Source organism: Cylindrospermum sp. FACHB-282, from assembly GCF_014697195.1.
GTDB lineage: Bacteria > Cyanobacteriota > Cyanobacteriia > Cyanobacteriales > Nostocaceae > Cylindrospermum.
In genome coordinates, this window is record NZ_JACJRJ010000024.1 from 39,190 (window position 1) to 54,318 (window position 15,129).

13 protein-coding genes are annotated in these 15,129 nt (G+C 43.7%); 11 read left to right on the top strand and 2 right to left on the bottom strand.

All coding sequences use genetic code 11. From position 1 onward, the window contains the following. The first annotated feature begins 536 nt into the window (after positions 1 to 536). The 6 genes from H6G32_RS14005 to H6G32_RS14030 all read left to right on the top strand — a co-directional run bounded on the left by H6G32_RS14005 (position 537) and on the right by H6G32_RS14030 (position 6,628). A complete protein-coding gene (locus H6G32_RS14005) occupies positions 537 to 1,733 on the top strand; it encodes an ABC exporter membrane fusion protein (RefSeq protein ID WP_190459214.1) in 1,197 nt (398 codons plus the stop codon). Between the two features lie 123 nt (positions 1,734 to 1,856). Further along, positions 1,857 to 3,029 (top strand): ABC transporter permease DevC, encoded by a 1,173-nt coding sequence (gene devC / locus H6G32_RS14010; protein ID WP_190459296.1) that lies wholly within the window; start codon positions 1,857 to 1,859, stop codon positions 3,027 to 3,029. Positions 3,030 to 3,139: 110 nt separating this feature from the next. Further along, a complete protein-coding gene (locus H6G32_RS14015) occupies positions 3,140 to 3,838 on the top strand; it encodes a DevA family ABC transporter ATP-binding protein (protein WP_190459216.1) in 699 nt (232 codons plus the stop codon). A gap of 144 nt (positions 3,839 to 3,982) precedes the next feature. Beyond that, positions 3,983 to 4,948: an AEC family transporter gene (locus tag H6G32_RS14020; RefSeq protein ID WP_190459218.1), complete on the top strand. Its 966-nt coding sequence runs from the start codon at positions 3,983 to 3,985 to the stop codon at positions 4,946 to 4,948. An 86-nt stretch (positions 4,949 to 5,034) separates the two neighbouring features. Beyond that, positions 5,035 to 5,970 (top strand): M23 family metallopeptidase, encoded by a 936-nt coding sequence (locus tag H6G32_RS14025; RefSeq protein ID WP_190459219.1) that lies wholly within the window; start codon positions 5,035 to 5,037, stop codon positions 5,968 to 5,970. A gap of 118 nt (positions 5,971 to 6,088) precedes the next feature. Then, entirely contained in the window at positions 6,089 to 6,628 is a 540-nt protein-coding gene (locus tag H6G32_RS14030; RefSeq protein WP_190459222.1) for a late competence development ComFB family protein, read from the top strand. Between the two features lie 52 nt (positions 6,629 to 6,680). On the opposite strand, the gene H6G32_RS14035 is transcribed toward H6G32_RS14030, so the two are convergent. Further along, a complete protein-coding gene (locus H6G32_RS14035; RefSeq protein ID WP_190459224.1) occupies positions 6,681 to 7,454 on the bottom strand; it encodes a L,D-transpeptidase in 774 nt (257 codons plus the stop codon). A 99-nt stretch (positions 7,455 to 7,553) separates the two neighbouring features. Here H6G32_RS14035 and H6G32_RS14040 point away from each other — a divergent pair, with 99 nt between their 5' ends. The 3 genes from H6G32_RS14040 (at position 7,554) to H6G32_RS14050 (ending at position 9,882) form a co-directional block, all read left to right on the top strand. Next, on the top strand, positions 7,554 to 7,892 hold the full coding sequence (locus H6G32_RS14040) for a hypothetical protein (protein ID WP_190459306.1): 339 nt from the start codon (positions 7,554 to 7,556) through the stop codon (positions 7,890 to 7,892). A 441-nt stretch (positions 7,893 to 8,333) separates the two neighbouring features. After that, the gene (locus tag H6G32_RS14045; RefSeq protein WP_190459226.1) at positions 8,334 to 8,990 is read left to right on the top strand and encodes a sigma-70 family RNA polymerase sigma factor; all 657 of its coding nucleotides are present in this window, start codon (positions 8,334 to 8,336) and stop codon (positions 8,988 to 8,990) included. A gap of 274 nt (positions 8,991 to 9,264) precedes the next feature. Further along, on the top strand, positions 9,265 to 9,882 hold the full coding sequence (locus H6G32_RS14050) for an anti-sigma factor family protein (protein WP_190459228.1): 618 nt from the start codon (positions 9,265 to 9,267) through the stop codon (positions 9,880 to 9,882). Position 9,883: 1 nt separating this feature from the next. Here H6G32_RS14050 and H6G32_RS14055 read toward each other — a convergent pair whose 3' ends face one another. Next, a complete protein-coding gene (locus tag H6G32_RS14055; RefSeq protein ID WP_190459230.1) occupies positions 9,884 to 10,339 on the bottom strand; it encodes a gamma-glutamylcyclotransferase family protein in 456 nt (151 codons plus the stop codon). Between the two features lie 85 nt (positions 10,340 to 10,424). On the opposite strand from H6G32_RS14055, the gene leuS reads away from it, so the two are divergent. Both leuS and H6G32_RS14065 read left to right on the top strand, forming a co-directional pair. Further along, entirely contained in the window at positions 10,425 to 13,031 is a 2,607-nt protein-coding gene (gene leuS, locus H6G32_RS14060; protein ID WP_190459298.1) for a leucine--tRNA ligase, read from the top strand. Positions 13,032 to 13,816: 785 nt separating this feature from the next. Continuing rightward, positions 13,817 to 15,103 (top strand): glycosyl hydrolase family 18 protein, encoded by a 1,287-nt coding sequence (locus H6G32_RS14065; RefSeq protein ID WP_190459232.1) that lies wholly within the window; start codon positions 13,817 to 13,819, stop codon positions 15,101 to 15,103. The last annotated feature ends 26 nt before the right edge of the window (positions 15,104 to 15,129 follow it).

Genomic DNA, 15,129 nt, shown 5'->3' on the forward strand with positions numbered 1-15,129 from the left:
TATTCTGGAATAGTTTGAATTTTCTGGTTTTGTTAAATTTTAAATTTTAAATTGTTTAATGATTTGGCTGATATTTTAATCATATTTGTGGGTGTAACGCTGATGTAGCTTTATTTTATTCTGGGCTGTCCCTCCTACCCCGGAAGAATCATATTGGGGTTATACCATATATGCTTACAAGTATTGATGTTTAATGCTCAAAAGCTATCTTATAAAGGCTTTTAGTTCTCTGTTGTACTTATTTTAGATATAGCAATTTTCAATTATTTATAAATAAAAATTTTTCTGGTTTCTGCAAAGTCTCTTTGCTTACACTGAGAACTGATAACACAGTACTCAACAATCAGTACTTTAAACAAGATTGAAACCTACGTTACAGCACGATAAATAGAAAGCTGCGAGAGTATTTTTTGCTCTTATCAGTTTCCACGAGGAATCTATATCCAAAATTGTTCATAACCTTGAGGAAAATTGGATTTTATCGAGAGTTGCACTTTGAATGAGCTAATTTTTAATCGCTGAAAAGGTATGCTATTGTGCAAAACCCCAAGGTACAAGGTTCATTATCCCTTCAGTCTATTTTACGTCCACCGATTATTATAGTGATAATTGCAACCGTAACAGTAATACTAAGCAGCGCTTTTACGGAGATGCGATTTCGAAATGCAGCTAATCAGAAGGCACAATCTCTAGGGGCGAACGTACCAGAATTAAAAACGGTCACATCCTTGGGAAAGATTGAGCCACAGGGAGGGGTAATTAAACTCTCTGCTGCGGTATCTGGGTCAGGGAGCCGAGTAAAAGAGTTACTAGTGAGAGAGGGGGATAGGGTAAAGGCAGGGCAGGTGATTGCCATTTTGGACGATCGCGATCGCCTACAAGCAGCATTAACAGAGGCGCACCAAGAAGTAAAAGTAGCACAGGCAAACCTAGCCCGAATCCAAGCAGGTGCTAAACGTGGGGAAATTGCCGCCCAAAAAGCCACAATCGCCCGCCTAGCAGCAGAACGCCAAGGCGATATAGACACCCAATCTGCCACAGTGGCCCGCTTACTAGCCCAAGTGCTAAATGCCCAAGCTGAAGATCAACGCTACCAGGCACTGTATGCAGAAGGTGCAATTTCTGATGAACAACGGGACAGCAAACACTTAACCCTGGAAACAGCCCAAAAAAGTCTGCAAGAGGCACAGGTGCAGTTAAATCGCACCCAATTAACTAGCGAGCAACAAGTTAAAGAAGCCAGAGCAAAACTGGATCAAATATCTGAAGTGCGAGAAGTTGATGTAGAAGCCTTGATTGCCGAAGTTAGCCGTGCTACAGCAGCCATGAACCAGGCAAAAGCTAATCTCAAACAAGCTTACGTGCGATCGCCCCAAAATGGACAGATATTTGAGATTCACACCCGTCCAGGGGAATTGATCTCAAATGATGGCATTGCCGATATTGGACAAACCAGTCAGATGTATGCAGTAGCCGAAGTTTACGAAAGCGACATCAGCAAAGTACGCCTAAAGCAACGGGTGCGAGTAGTCACTGATGTTCTTCCTGGAGAATTGACAGGAACAGTAGATCGCATAGGCTTGCAAGTACGACGCCAGAGTGTGATCAATACTGACCCATCTAGCAACATTGACAACAGAGTAGTGAAAGTCCATATACAACTAGATAACCCCTCCAGCCAGAAAGCCGCCAACTTAACTAATATGCAAGTCAAGGTGGTAATCGAACTTTGAACAGAGGTGAGGTTTCATTCAATTTTGGATAACTTTAATGAAACCCTACCTCCTTCTCAGGACTCAGCACTCATAACTTAGGACGAGCTACGCCCCGCACTCACTACAGCACTCAAAACTATGATGGGACTACTCCAACAACTGCGACGGCGAACACCTCTGGGATGGTTGCAACTGAGTCATGAAAAAAGTCGTCTGCTGGTAGCATTGTCAGGCATTGCCTTTGCCGATGTGCTCATGTTCGTGCAGCTAGGCTTTCAGACGGCACTGTATGACAGTAACACCAAACTGCATCACAGTTTACGCGCAGACATTGTTTTAATCAGTCCTCAAGCCCGTAGCCTGCAAAATATGCCGACATTCTCTCGACGGCGACTTTACCAGGCAATGGATATACCAGGAGTGAAGTCGGCAGAAGCAATGTATGTTAACAACATCATCTGGAAGAATCCCCAAACACGCCGCCAGACATCGGTTCAAGTTATCGGCTTCAATCCAGACAAGCCAGCCTTTGACTTACCGGAAGTTAACCAACAATTGCAGTCCATTAAGCTGCCAGATACCGTTCTATTTGACCGTGATGCCAGAGGAATCTACCAAGAGGCGATCGCCCAAATTGACCAGGGAAAAATAGTTACCACCGAAATTGAAGGACGCACAATTACCATTAGTGGTTTATTTAAACTCGGGGCTTCCTTTGGGTCTGATGGTAGCCTAATCACCAGCGATCAAAACTTTTTGCGGCTATTCTCCAGACGCCCATCAAGCAATATCAGTCTGGGTTTGATTCAGGTAAAACCAGGATATAACCCGCAAAAGGTGGCCGCAGTTTTTAAAGCCTACCTGAGAGATGATGTCCGAGTACTGACTCACGCAGAATTTATTGAATTTGAGAACAAATTCTGGAGAACCAACTCCCCCATCGGTTTTATTTTCAGCTTTGGTGTCTCAATGGGGTTTGTAGTGGGGGTGATTATCGTCTATCAAATCCTCTCCGCCGATGTCAATGCCCACGTAAAGGAATACGCCACCTTCAAAGCCATGGGATATCGCAATTACTACCTGCTAAGTGTGGTGTTTGAAGAAGCTTTGATTTTGGCAGTGCTGGGCTTTATGCCAGGAATGGCAGTCTCCTTGGCACTTTACCAAGTAACTCGAAAAGCCACAAATTTACCTATGTACATGACGGCAATCCGCGCCTTCCAGGTGCTAGTGCTCACCATCATCATGTGTACTGTTTCAGGGGCGATCGCTACTCGTAAACTCCAAGCTACCGACCCTGCTGATATGTTCTAAACGGGAAAATAGGTAATGGGTAATGGGTAATAGAAATCAATTACCTTTTTCCCTTTTTCCCTTTTTCCCCAATTACCAATTACCAATTACCAATTACCTCTTCCCCAAGTATGGTTCCAGTCATCTCCATCCAGAATCTTGACCATTACTTTGGTTCCGGCCAACTCCGCAAGCAAGTTTTATTTAAAACCAATCTGCAAATTAATGCTGGTGAAATTATTATCATGACAGGGCCCTCTGGTTCTGGTAAAACAACACTGCTAACCTTGGTAGGCGGGTTGCGTTCTGCTCAGTTTGGTAGCCTGCGGGTGTTGGGAAAAGAATTGTGTGGTGCTAGTGCCAAACAACTAGTGCAGGCGCGATGCCACAACGGTTATATTTTCCAAGCAAACAATTTGCATGGTAGTTTGACAGCACTCCAGAACGTCAGAATGAGTTTGGAACTGCATCAGCATATTGGGTTGCAGGAAATGCAAACTCGGTCAGCCCAGATGCTAGAACAAGTAGGATTAGAAAATCATCTCCATTACTATCCTGATAAACTATCCGGAGGACAAAAACAACGAGTGGCGATCGCCCGCGCTTTAGTCAGTCATCCGCAAATTGTCCTCGCAGATGAACCCACCGCCGCCCTAGACAGTCAATCCGGTCGAGATGTCGTCAACCTCATGCAAAAACTTGCTAAAGAACAAGGTTGTACCATCTTGATGGTGACCCATGATAACCGCATCCTAGACATTGCCGATCGCATTGTTCAGATGGAAGATGGCAGACTAGCCAGTGCTGCTAAAGTCGCAAATCTGAGGTAATCTCAAAATCCGATTAACACTCCTCATCCCATTGACATAGCTTGAGGGTATCTACGCAATCAGCGAGTGTATACGCAAAGGAGTTATGCTGATCCGTTGGCAACAGCAATACGTATGACACCTGAGTGCAGGTACCACCTCACCATGATTGAAACCCTATTCCATGCCTACACCCCTCTGTTTACTTGGATAGGCTTAGGACTTTTATTATCTAGGTTCGCCCCAGATAGCTTGCTCAAGCTGCTGGGGCAATCCCTTTACTGGGTTGGAGTGCCACTGCAACTTTTAGTACTGGCACGTCATACTCACTCATCTAACGGCAGAATAATACCAGGGATAGCAGTGGGAGTATTACTGCTGAGTCTTGTTCTGGCACTGTTAACTTGGTGGGGGTGGCAATGGTTAATAAATCGCAAAATCCAGCCAGAAAAGGCAAGTTTAAATTTGCCAAACTCTTCGATGCGGACAAGTTTGGGCAGTTTTATTCTAGCCACCATTTTAGGTAACACAGGCTTCGTGGGATTGACACTTACCCAAGTCCTAACTAGTCCAGAGAATAGTGACTGGGCAGTATTATTTAGCGTCACCAACAACGTTGTCGGCACTTATGGAATTGCTGTTTTAATCGCTAGTTATTTTGGACAGAGAGAAACCAAAAACCATTGGTGGACACAGTTGTGGGATCTAGTAACAGTTCCCAGCCTGTGGACATTTTTCATTGGCTTAAATACCCAATTTGTGGAATTACCAGCGGTAGTTGAGTCAGGACTAGAACAAGCCGTTTGGGTGGTAATTGCCTTTGCTTTATTGCTGGTTGGTTTGCGACTAGGGAAAATGAAAGGATGGCCCAGTCTGGAACTCGCCTCAATTGCCAGCGCCGTCAAAGTCTTTATTGTGCCGATGCTGGTAGGATTAGGTGCAACTTATTTAGGTGTAACTGGCGAACAGCGTTTAGTACTGGTGCTAATGTCTGGAACACCCACAGGGCTTTCTGTGCTGATTTTAGCGGAAGTTTACGACCTGGATCGGAACTTGTTAGCTAGCAGTATTGCCTTAACTTTTATAGGGTTATTTTTGGCACTTCCCCTTTGGCTTGCTTGGTTTAGCTAAGTGAATCTACTTTTTCGGGTTGGAAACACTAGAGATCATAAGCTAGTCTGTTGTTCAAAAGAAGTAAGAGATTTTTTTGTAGGTCTATGACTAACGAAACTCAAGTTATTGAGCCAAAAAATAAATTGCAGGGTTTCGCTGTTAAATATTTGACAGTAAATCACAGAGCAACAAATATATTGATGGGAATATTTGCTGCCCTCCCCCTTAGCTTCGCCTTACCTGTAGACGCTTTACAAGTTCAGGTAACTCCAACTACTCCTCGGTTGGGGGATACGTTATCGGTGGAGATTAATCTAGATACTCCAGGAAATGATCGCCCTCCCGCAGTGAGTATTGGTGAAAAAACATACCCAGCATTTGAAGTTTCGCCCAATCAGTACCGGGCCTTAGTGCCGACAACTCCATTAGAAAAAGCGGGAACTAGAAAAATTAAAGTTTTTGGGGATGGTCAAGAGCAAAACTTGTCTGTGCAAGTGCGCGATCGCAAATTCCCCATACAACGTATTAATCTACCACCAGGGAAAGCCGGATTAGAAGCTACAGAGCTTGAACTTAAACGAGTAGCAGCCTTCAAAGCCTTACAAACCCCACAAAAATATTGGAAAGGTCTCTTCCTCAAACCAAATGCAGCGCGGATGAGTACAAACTATGGTGTGCGTCGCTACTATAATGGTAAATTTGCCAATGACTACTACCATCGTGGCGTTGATTATGCTGGTGCAGCAGGTTCAGCCGTAGTTGCCCCAGCCGCTGGGCGAGTTGCAATGGTTGGCAGAGTCTCCCAAGGGTTCCGAGTTCATGGTAACGTAGTTGGCATTGATCACGGTCAAGGGGTAACTAGCATTTTCATGCACCTAAGTCGCATTAATGTCAAAGAAGGCGACTTAGTCAAAGCGGGTCAAGTAATTGGCGCAGTTGGTTCAACAGGCGCTTCTACTGGCCCTCACTTGCACTGGGGTTTATATGTCAACGGCCTATCTGTTGACCCAATACCTTGGCAAAATAAAATTGTTGATTAGTAGAGACCAGATTGATCACGTCTGTCAATTAGGTTGTATATTTTGCCCATAATTAGGCAAAATAAATTGGTTGGTACCGTCCCTACCTTGCTTGGGTGGCTTAAAGATAATGAGCGTTATGAGTATTGAAAAAATTGTAGAACAAGCTCTCCAGGATGGTTATCTAACACCAGCAATGGAAGCAGAAGTAGGGCGCATCTGTGATAACGCTTCGGATCTCTCAATTGAAGAGTACATGGCGCTAGATCGGCTGATGGGGGCGCTGTTGACAGGTGAGGTAGTGGCGGTACCTCGCAAACAATTTATTAACGTCATGGAAGAATTGGTACTAACTGAGGTGATCGCCCGAATAGCAGAAATTGAAGCCACCAGTGAAAGCTCTCTAGATGTGGGGGATATAGCTGCTTACGCCCTCAACCGTCTCCTACCCCTGTATGCTACTACAGAAGAAGGTGCCAACTACCAGCGACAACGGGCTAAAACAGAACTTCAGGAATTGATTTCCCAGCAAGTAGGTGAGGCAATTGACCGTTACTTAGATCGACCCAATTTCTTCCCAGAACGGCAAGCCTTGGGTAAAAGCACAGGCAATGAAGTTTTGCGTCAGGTAAGTACCTTACTCCAAGTCTACGCGCCTAATTTTGAGCAAAAATCATAATTTTAATAGTCAGTGGTCAGTGGAAAAAATAAACAACTGACAACTGACACAATCAATCACGTACCAAAACTGGTGTCCCTAAACTCACTTGGTCGTACAACGAGCGGACATCAGCATTACGCATTCTTAAGCAACCATGAGACACAGCCGCCCCTATTAGGTCAATATCAGGGGTGCCGTGAAAGCCAATTTCATTCCGGCCGTCTGACCAAAAGCCAACCCACCGATCTCCCAAAGGACTATCCGTACCGGCCTCAAATACTTTGCCAGTAATCGGGTGACGCCAAATAGGATGATGTTGCATATGCATCACTTCAAAAGTACCTGTAGGCGTTTCCCAACCCTTTTTGCCAACAGCAATTGGATAGCTGGCTATCACCTCATTATGGCGGTAAACATAGACACGGCGATCGCTTAAAACAACCACCACTTGAGTCTGATCAGATGCCATTCCAGTAGACAATTTCAGTTGATCCTCAGCCTCCTGATTCTGTCTTTGTCCTGGGGTGACTAGCCGCATCTTTTTTGGTGCGTCGGTTGCACTAGCTACGTATTTACTCACCGTCTCCAACTTAGGATCAGGCTTGACAGCAGCAGGCTTTAGTCGAGAGGAAGGTACAGAGGCACCCAGGGCAGTTTCCCCTAGACCGACCGTTGAGCTTCCTTTAGAGTAGGTTCGAGTAGAATTTTGCCTCAACACACTTGATGTAGCTTGCTCTAACCGCCCTTGGGTTGCCTTAATCTGCCAATGGACAGCCAGAGATAAAATTGCCGTGCCAAAACAGAGCAACATCACCATACGCGCTACAGATTCATTTCTTGCCATTGTTATCGCCTATTGATTATCCCTGACATATCCGCCTAACTAATTGGATGAATTTAACATTCAATTATCAAAAATTTATAAATACTTATCAGTTTCTTCATGAATCTGCTGATAACTCTGGGCAAACTAATGACCTCAGGAATTTCCCAGTTAAAAAGTTCGCCACAAGAAAACTCAGTCATCCTCCGAAATTTTGAAATCATCCCACAAGCTTGGCCGCGACTAGGTCGGAAGCAGATGAGCGGATTTCTGTCTGGTACTCTCAAAAAGCAGCAATTAATCATTAATGATGTGGGTGAGACAAAGACCATGTTGGAAAAATTATTGCTAGCAGCCACAATTACATTTTCCCTCAATTTATTTTTTCAAGTTCCCATACCCAATGAATCTCTGGTTATAGTTACCAACAAAACAGATAAAAATCAGCAACTATTCTAGTAACAAAACCACAAAAATTACAGTCTTATTAGCTACAGCAGACCCAATTAGGGGTTAGGGAACTCAGAGATTCTCTGGGGATTGGGGACTGGAACATATTTAATTGCTCCCTAATCTCTAATTCCTCATCTCCCTCACAAATGCCTATTTTTTATTTACACACTTATTACCTCTGGTCAAGGGTATATGGTCAGTTGACAGGAGTAGTACAATTGTAAGTAATATTGCGATTTCTGATTTCACTGTTCGTTGATGGCTCAAAGGGCTAATCAACGGCTATTATGCCCGTGATATAACCAGAAAAAAGCGCTGCTGGTTTCTAAGAATGTACCCCTATTTAGATACCTCGGTGTTCCAATCATAAATCCGTCACTTGACTCAGGAACTTTCTGGCAATTACCAGGTCTAATAGAAAGGGATCATTTAAAGCCAGTACGATCTATGAGTCAATCGATTACTGTATCCTGGTCAACGGTTGATGCAAACTACCCAGAAGCATCGGTGCAAGTTGACAAACTGTCTAATCATGATTTAATTTGGCGCTGTCAAGCAGGACTGCGCCCAGATCGTGCCGCGTTTGCAGAACTGTTGCGCCGCTATCAGACTCAAGTTGATAGGGTTTTATACCACCTGGCTCCAGATTGGGCTGACAGAGCTGATTTAGCTCAAGAAGTTTGGATTCGCGTGTATCGGAATATTAACCGATTACAAGAGCCTGCTAAATTTCGGGGCTGGTTAAGCCGTATTGCCACCAACTTGTTTTACGATGAGTTGCGGAAACGCAAGCGGGTTGTCAGTCCCTTGTCCCTTGATGCTCCCCGCTCGGTAGACGACGGCGAGATGGATTGGGAAATTGCTGGGGATACCCCCGGGCCTGAGGAAGAACTGACAACTAGAGAATTTTATGAGCAACTGCGGGAAGCGATCGCGGATTTGCCAGAAGTGTTCCGTACTACTATTGTCCTCAGAGAAATAGAAGGTATGGCATATGAAGAAATTGCCGAAATCACTGGTGTTTCTTTGGGAACTGTAAAGTCGAGAATAGCTAGAGCTAGATCCAGATTGCAAGCCCATTTGCAAAATTATCTAGATACCTAATCTACAGTATTTGTCCTCTACTCATGAGCAAAACTTAAGAAATATTAAGAATTGTGAGCAAAACCGTAGATGATTTTTGCTGTTAGAGTACTAGAAAAAATAAATTATCCCCTAGGGCGGACAACAAGACGAGAGCCACCAAACAGGCTTCTGGCCTGTTCTACAAGATAGTTGGGATACTTTTTAAGTTGAAATACTCTGAGGAGAAAAATTGATAAACTTCTCAGGCTTCCCGACTGTGTTTACCCGTGCTTGAATTGGTAATAATGTTAAAATGACCACTGATTCTCAGTTTCACGACCGTTCCCACTTGCAACTTCCTAGGGATTTCCCGGATGGGATGGCTAAGTATACCAATGAATCAACGGGTACTATAGATATGGTGAAGCGCGATCGCTTTGAGTTATTAAGTGCTTACCTCGATGGCGAGGTGACATCTGCCGAACGCAGGCAAGTTGAAGAATGGCTGGCAAAAGATGCCTCAGTTCAATGTTTATATGCGCGACTGTTAAAGCTACGGCAAAGTTTGCGGACAATGCCTGTCCCACCCCCCCAACAGTCACCAGAAACAATATTCCAGCAAGTATGGGTACGTTTGCGCCGTCGTTCCCAGTTAGCTTGGATGTTTGGCGGTGCGGCCATTGCAGCTTGTGCGATCGGCGCAGTCACTGGCTTGCTACCAAGTACCGAATCTAGAACGCTGCAATTGGCACAACAACCACACATAGAACCAAAAACAGCGACCACCAAACCTGTAGTCCCTGTTTCACCCCTGATGGTGGCTTTAAATAACCCCGTAATTGAAATTCCGAAAACAGCAGTAGCCTCGCCACAAAAACCAGTAAATCAGGTACAGCCCCAACAACAGAGTACCCAAAAAGACATCAACTAGTTCACACCTGATAACAGCGATTTGCCGTTAAGCCGCAGCCACTCCACCAGCCATCAAATTGGGGGATGCCTCCCAATTGAAAAACTCGGTCAGGGGTCATCAAGTAGGCCCAAGCATAACCTAGGGATAGACTTTGGATCTCAAAAACCTTTATATATTGCCGATTATAGAGATTTTCTGATATTTGTCCATGGGGGTGATAGCCTTCCAAATCATCCAACTCTTTTAAAACTCCAGAGTTTGTAAAGAAAAGTAAATATCCCTGAACCTGTCCCTCCCCTAACATCATCGCTGGGTAGCCCATGGGTAAAGCAAACAATTTGCCTAATGCAAAAGCTCTTTGAGCAGCTTTCGCCTTACCCTCACAGTATTTTTGATAATTAGCTTCACCTGGTTTGAGCGTACCGTAAACAAAAACCCGCACTTCTCCAGGAAATTTTATTTTTGATTCAGCCATAACTTGTTTTAACTATCTGATTCCTTTGCCTAGCACCTACAATATTGAGGCAGACACGAGTACAGATCCAGTAGGAGAATTTTCTGTGGATTCCCGATATAACCCAGCAGCGATTGAGGAAAAATGGCAAAAAACATGGGTCTCACTTGGCTTAGATCAGACACCTACAGATAGTAACAAGCCAAAATTCTACGCTTTATCCATGTTCCCCTACCCATCCGGCAGCCTCCACATGGGGCACGTCCGTAACTATACAATTACCGATGTGATTGCCCGCCTCAAGCGTATGCAAGGGTATCGGGTACTGCACCCCATGGGTTGGGATGCCTTTGGACTACCAGCAGAAAACGCCGCAATTGATCGAGGAGTTCCTCCAGCAAAGTGGACTTATCAAAATATTGCCCAAATGCGGCAGCAATTGCAGCGTCTCGGCTTGTCAATTGACTGGGAAAGCGAAATTGCCACCTGTTCACCAGACTATTACAAATGGACACAATGGATTTTCTTGCAATTTTTGCAAGCGGGGTTAGCTTATCAAAAAGAAGCAGCAGTTAACTGGGATCCCATTGACCAAACTGTACTAGCAAACGAGCAAGTTGATAACGAAGGACGTTCTTGGCGCAGTGGGGCCAAAGTTGAGCGCAAACTCTTACGGCAGTGGTTTTTAAAGATTACCGATTACGCCGAAGAATTGCTGAATGACCTGGATAAATTGACAGGTTGGCCCGAACGGGTAAAACTGATGCAGGCGAACTGGATAGGTAAATCCACGGGCGCATACCTAGAATTTCCCATCATTGGCTTGGATGAAAAAATCGGTGTTTACACCACACGCCCAGATACAGTTTTTGGTGTCAGCTACCTGGTATTAGCGCCAGAACATCCCTTAACCAAGGGCGTCACCACCAAAGAACAGCTTGCAGCGGTAGAAGCCTTTATTCAGGAAGTTGCCAATCAAAGCGAATTGGAACGTACCGCTGAAGATAAACCCAAGCGGGGTATCCCCACTGGTGGGGTGGCAATTAACCCCTTTACAGGGGAAGAAGTGCCCATCTGGATTGCTGATTACGTGCTGTATGAATATGGTACTGGAGCGGTGATGGGTGTGCCTGCCCATGATGTCCGAGATTTCAAGTTTGCCAATAACTATAATCTGCCGATTGAGTTTGTTATTGTCCCACCAGAGGCGGTGGCGGATGTGGATTTCCAACAACCTAATCCACCGCTGATCATGATTGATTATGACAATGCCTACACAGAACCGGGAATTTTGATTAATTCTGGTTCCTTCAGTGGGATGAATTCCACAGATGCCAAGCAAGCGATAGTTAAATATGCCGAACAACAAGATTTTGGCAAACTGCGGGTACAATATCGCCTCCGGGATTGGTTGATTTCCCGGCAACGCTACTGGGGCGCACCGATACCAGTGATTCACTGCCCCAACTGCGGCATAGTGCCTGTTCCTGACAAAGATTTGCCAGTAGAGTTGCCAGAAGATGTGGAATTTACCGGACGCGGCGGTTCACCGTTGACGCAGCTAGAAAACTGGGTAAATGTTCCTTGTCCAACTTGTGGCACAGCTGCCAAGCGGGAAACCGACACGATGGATACCTTTATTGATTCCTCGTGGTATTTCTTGCGCTATCCTGACGCTAAGAATGAACAGCAGATTTTTGATGCCAGTAAAACTAATGACTGGATGCCTGTAGATCAGTACGTGGGTGGAATTGAACACGCGATTTTGCATTTGTTGTATTCGCGATTCTTTACTAAGGTACTGCGCGATCGCGGCTTGTTGAATTTTGATGAACCCTTCCAACGCCTGTTGACTCAAGGCATGGTGCAGGGTTTAACTTACCTGAACCCCAACAAGGGCGGTAAGGATAAATGGATTCCTTCTCATCTTGTTAATGCTGCTGATCCCCGTGATCCCCAAACAGGTGAACCACTGCAACGCTTGTACGCTACCATGTCCAAGTCTAAGGGTAACGGTGTCGCACCAGAAGATGTAATTAGCAAATATGGTATAGACACAGCGCGGATGTTCATCTTATTCAAAGCACCACCAGAAAAAGATTTGGAATGGGATGAAGCGGATGTGGAAGGGCAATTCCGTTTTTTAAATCGGGTATGGCGCTTGGTGACTGATTTTGTCCCTGCTGGTGTATCTCGTAAGCCAGCCCAACTCGACAATTTAACTAAACCGGAAAAAGACTTGCGGCGGGCAATTCACTCTGCTATCCAAGCAGTTACGGAAGATGTAGAGGATGACTATCAATTCAACACAGCTATTTCAGAATTGATGAAATTAAGTAATGCCCTAACTGATGCTAGTTGCAAAAACTCGCCAATTTATGCAGAAGGTATTCAGAGTTTGGTGGTTTTGCTAGCACCCTTTGCGCCACACATTGCTGATGAATTGTGGCAGTTATTTGGTAATCAAGGTTCAGTGCATCAGCAAACTTGGCCTGGTTTTGATCCTGCTGCTTTGATAGCTGATGAAATCACTTTGGTGATTCAAATTATGGGTAAAACTCGCGGTTCGATTCAAGTACCGTCACAAGCAGATAAAGCGGCATTAGAGAAATATGCCCGTGAGTCGGAAGTTGCCCAACGTTACATTGAGGGTAAGGAAATTAAAAAGGTGATTGTGGTGCCTGGAAAATTGGTGAATTTTGTAGTCGGGTAAGGGTTGGTGACACGGTGATAATTAAAGATTTGATGTTGCCGTGTCTTCCTGGTTTCAAAGGTAATTTTTGCTACTATTTACAGCTTTAAGTTGAATTAATTAATAAGTAAATACGCTCTAATGCTTTCTTTTTTGGAAGATTGATAATTTCCTATATAGGAAATTTTATAACGAGAGCCTAAATCTAAATTTTTAGGGTATTTTAATTTATTATGGCTTTTGGGGATTTAACTATATTTTAAGAAGCATAAATCTTTACACCATCTAGCTTTCAGGCTTCAATATCTAGTTAATTTAGTTCTGAGAATTTAATTAATCTTATTCCTTACCATAAAAGAGGTGATAGAACCTCCGTTTTTAATTTCTGCTAACAGGTCTGCTGTGATTGTACTGTTGGCTAGTGCGTCTGGAACAGCACTACTTAGTATTTTATGCCAAAATAAGAAAAATTTGTCTGTGTGTAGCATTCTCAATGCTGTCATCTAACCGAAGAGGTATATAATTGAGTGCAGCTTCACCAAAACCGAACTAATAAATATATCAATTTTCTTTAATCAGAGAAATAATAAATCCCAATAAATTATTGATTGCTATTGGGTTTAAATATAAGTAATATCCATTTTAGACTTCTTGCATAAATGCTTAACTTTTCATGTTGAGCGGAGTAAAACATCTAGTCAAATTCTTCTCTCCACTGCGTTCCGCTCAACATGACATTTCTGATTTTTTGAGTTTTGCAAGAGGTTTTTTGATGTCTATCAAAATACAAAAGAGAGTAAGTAAAGATGGCATACAAAATTGTTGGTTATTATGAAAATTGGGCACAATATTCAAGAGGGTTTTTCCCTAGAGACATTGATCCCTCATTATTTACCCATATCAACTTTGCCTTTGGGTTTTTTGGCTTTCGTAGTCGCAGTCTTACTAACCCACAACCACCATACTTGACTGGTAACTATAAAATCGAACCAGTTGAGTGGAACGATCAAACAGTATTGTATCCAGAACTCCAAGCATTGAAACAAAGTAACCCTGAACTCAAGACATTATTGTCAATTGGCGGATGGAGCTTTAACGATCCTGCAAATGCGGATATAGGTGCTATTTCACTTCATCTTTTTAGCGAAATGGTAAGTTCTAGCGATAAAAGGCAAGAATTTATCTCCTCTGCTATCGACTACGCCCACCAATACGGGTTTGATGGAATTGACCTTGACTGGGAATATCCTGGAGACCTTACCAGAGGAGGAACGGAGGAAGATTTCGCTAATTTTGTCACCCTTCTTCAAGAATTCCGTCAAGCAATTAATAGTGATTCGAGGCAACCAAAACTTCTTTTAACAATAGCAGCAGCCGCTATTGTTCCATCAGGAGTATCAGCTCAATGGCATAGTAATCCTCAAAGTTACTTTGAATGGCTTGCTGAGTGTACAAATCACTTAGACTGGGTAAACATAATGGCGTATGATTATCATGGTGCATTCGATGTTCCCGCCATTACTGCAGTTCAAGCGCCGCTACGACAAGATTCTAATCCCGATACTAATTTTTCTGTCAAAAACACTGTTGAAAATTACCTAAACGGTGGAGTTCCATCTGACAAAATTGTGCTGGGTCTGCCAACTTACGGTCGGACTTTTCATGTTACCGTTCCACTTACTGAGAGTGATAATGGCCCAGGAAAGCCTTTTAATGGAGGGGGTACTGCAGGCCCGAAAACACAAGAATCAGGATTTCTTGCCTATTTTGAAATTAAGGATAATATTTCAAGTGGTAGTTTGATCAGAGAGTGGCATGAACCAACCCTGACTCCCTATGCCTACAACAGTAGTACAGGTGACTGGGTTTCTTACGACGATGAAGAATCAATTGAGCATAAAACTAATTACTTAATTGAGAAAGATTTGGCAGGCGCAATGATTTGGGCAATCGGTCTAGACGATTTTAGAAATCGTGAGTATCCTCTAATTAGAAAATGCAAAGAAATTTTGGGTAACTCAAAAGCCTTTACTATTACATCGGGGACAGATCGTATACTAGAACCAGCAGGCACATCCCAAAGAAACAGGTAAATCTAACTCAATAAAAGCTATTGTTT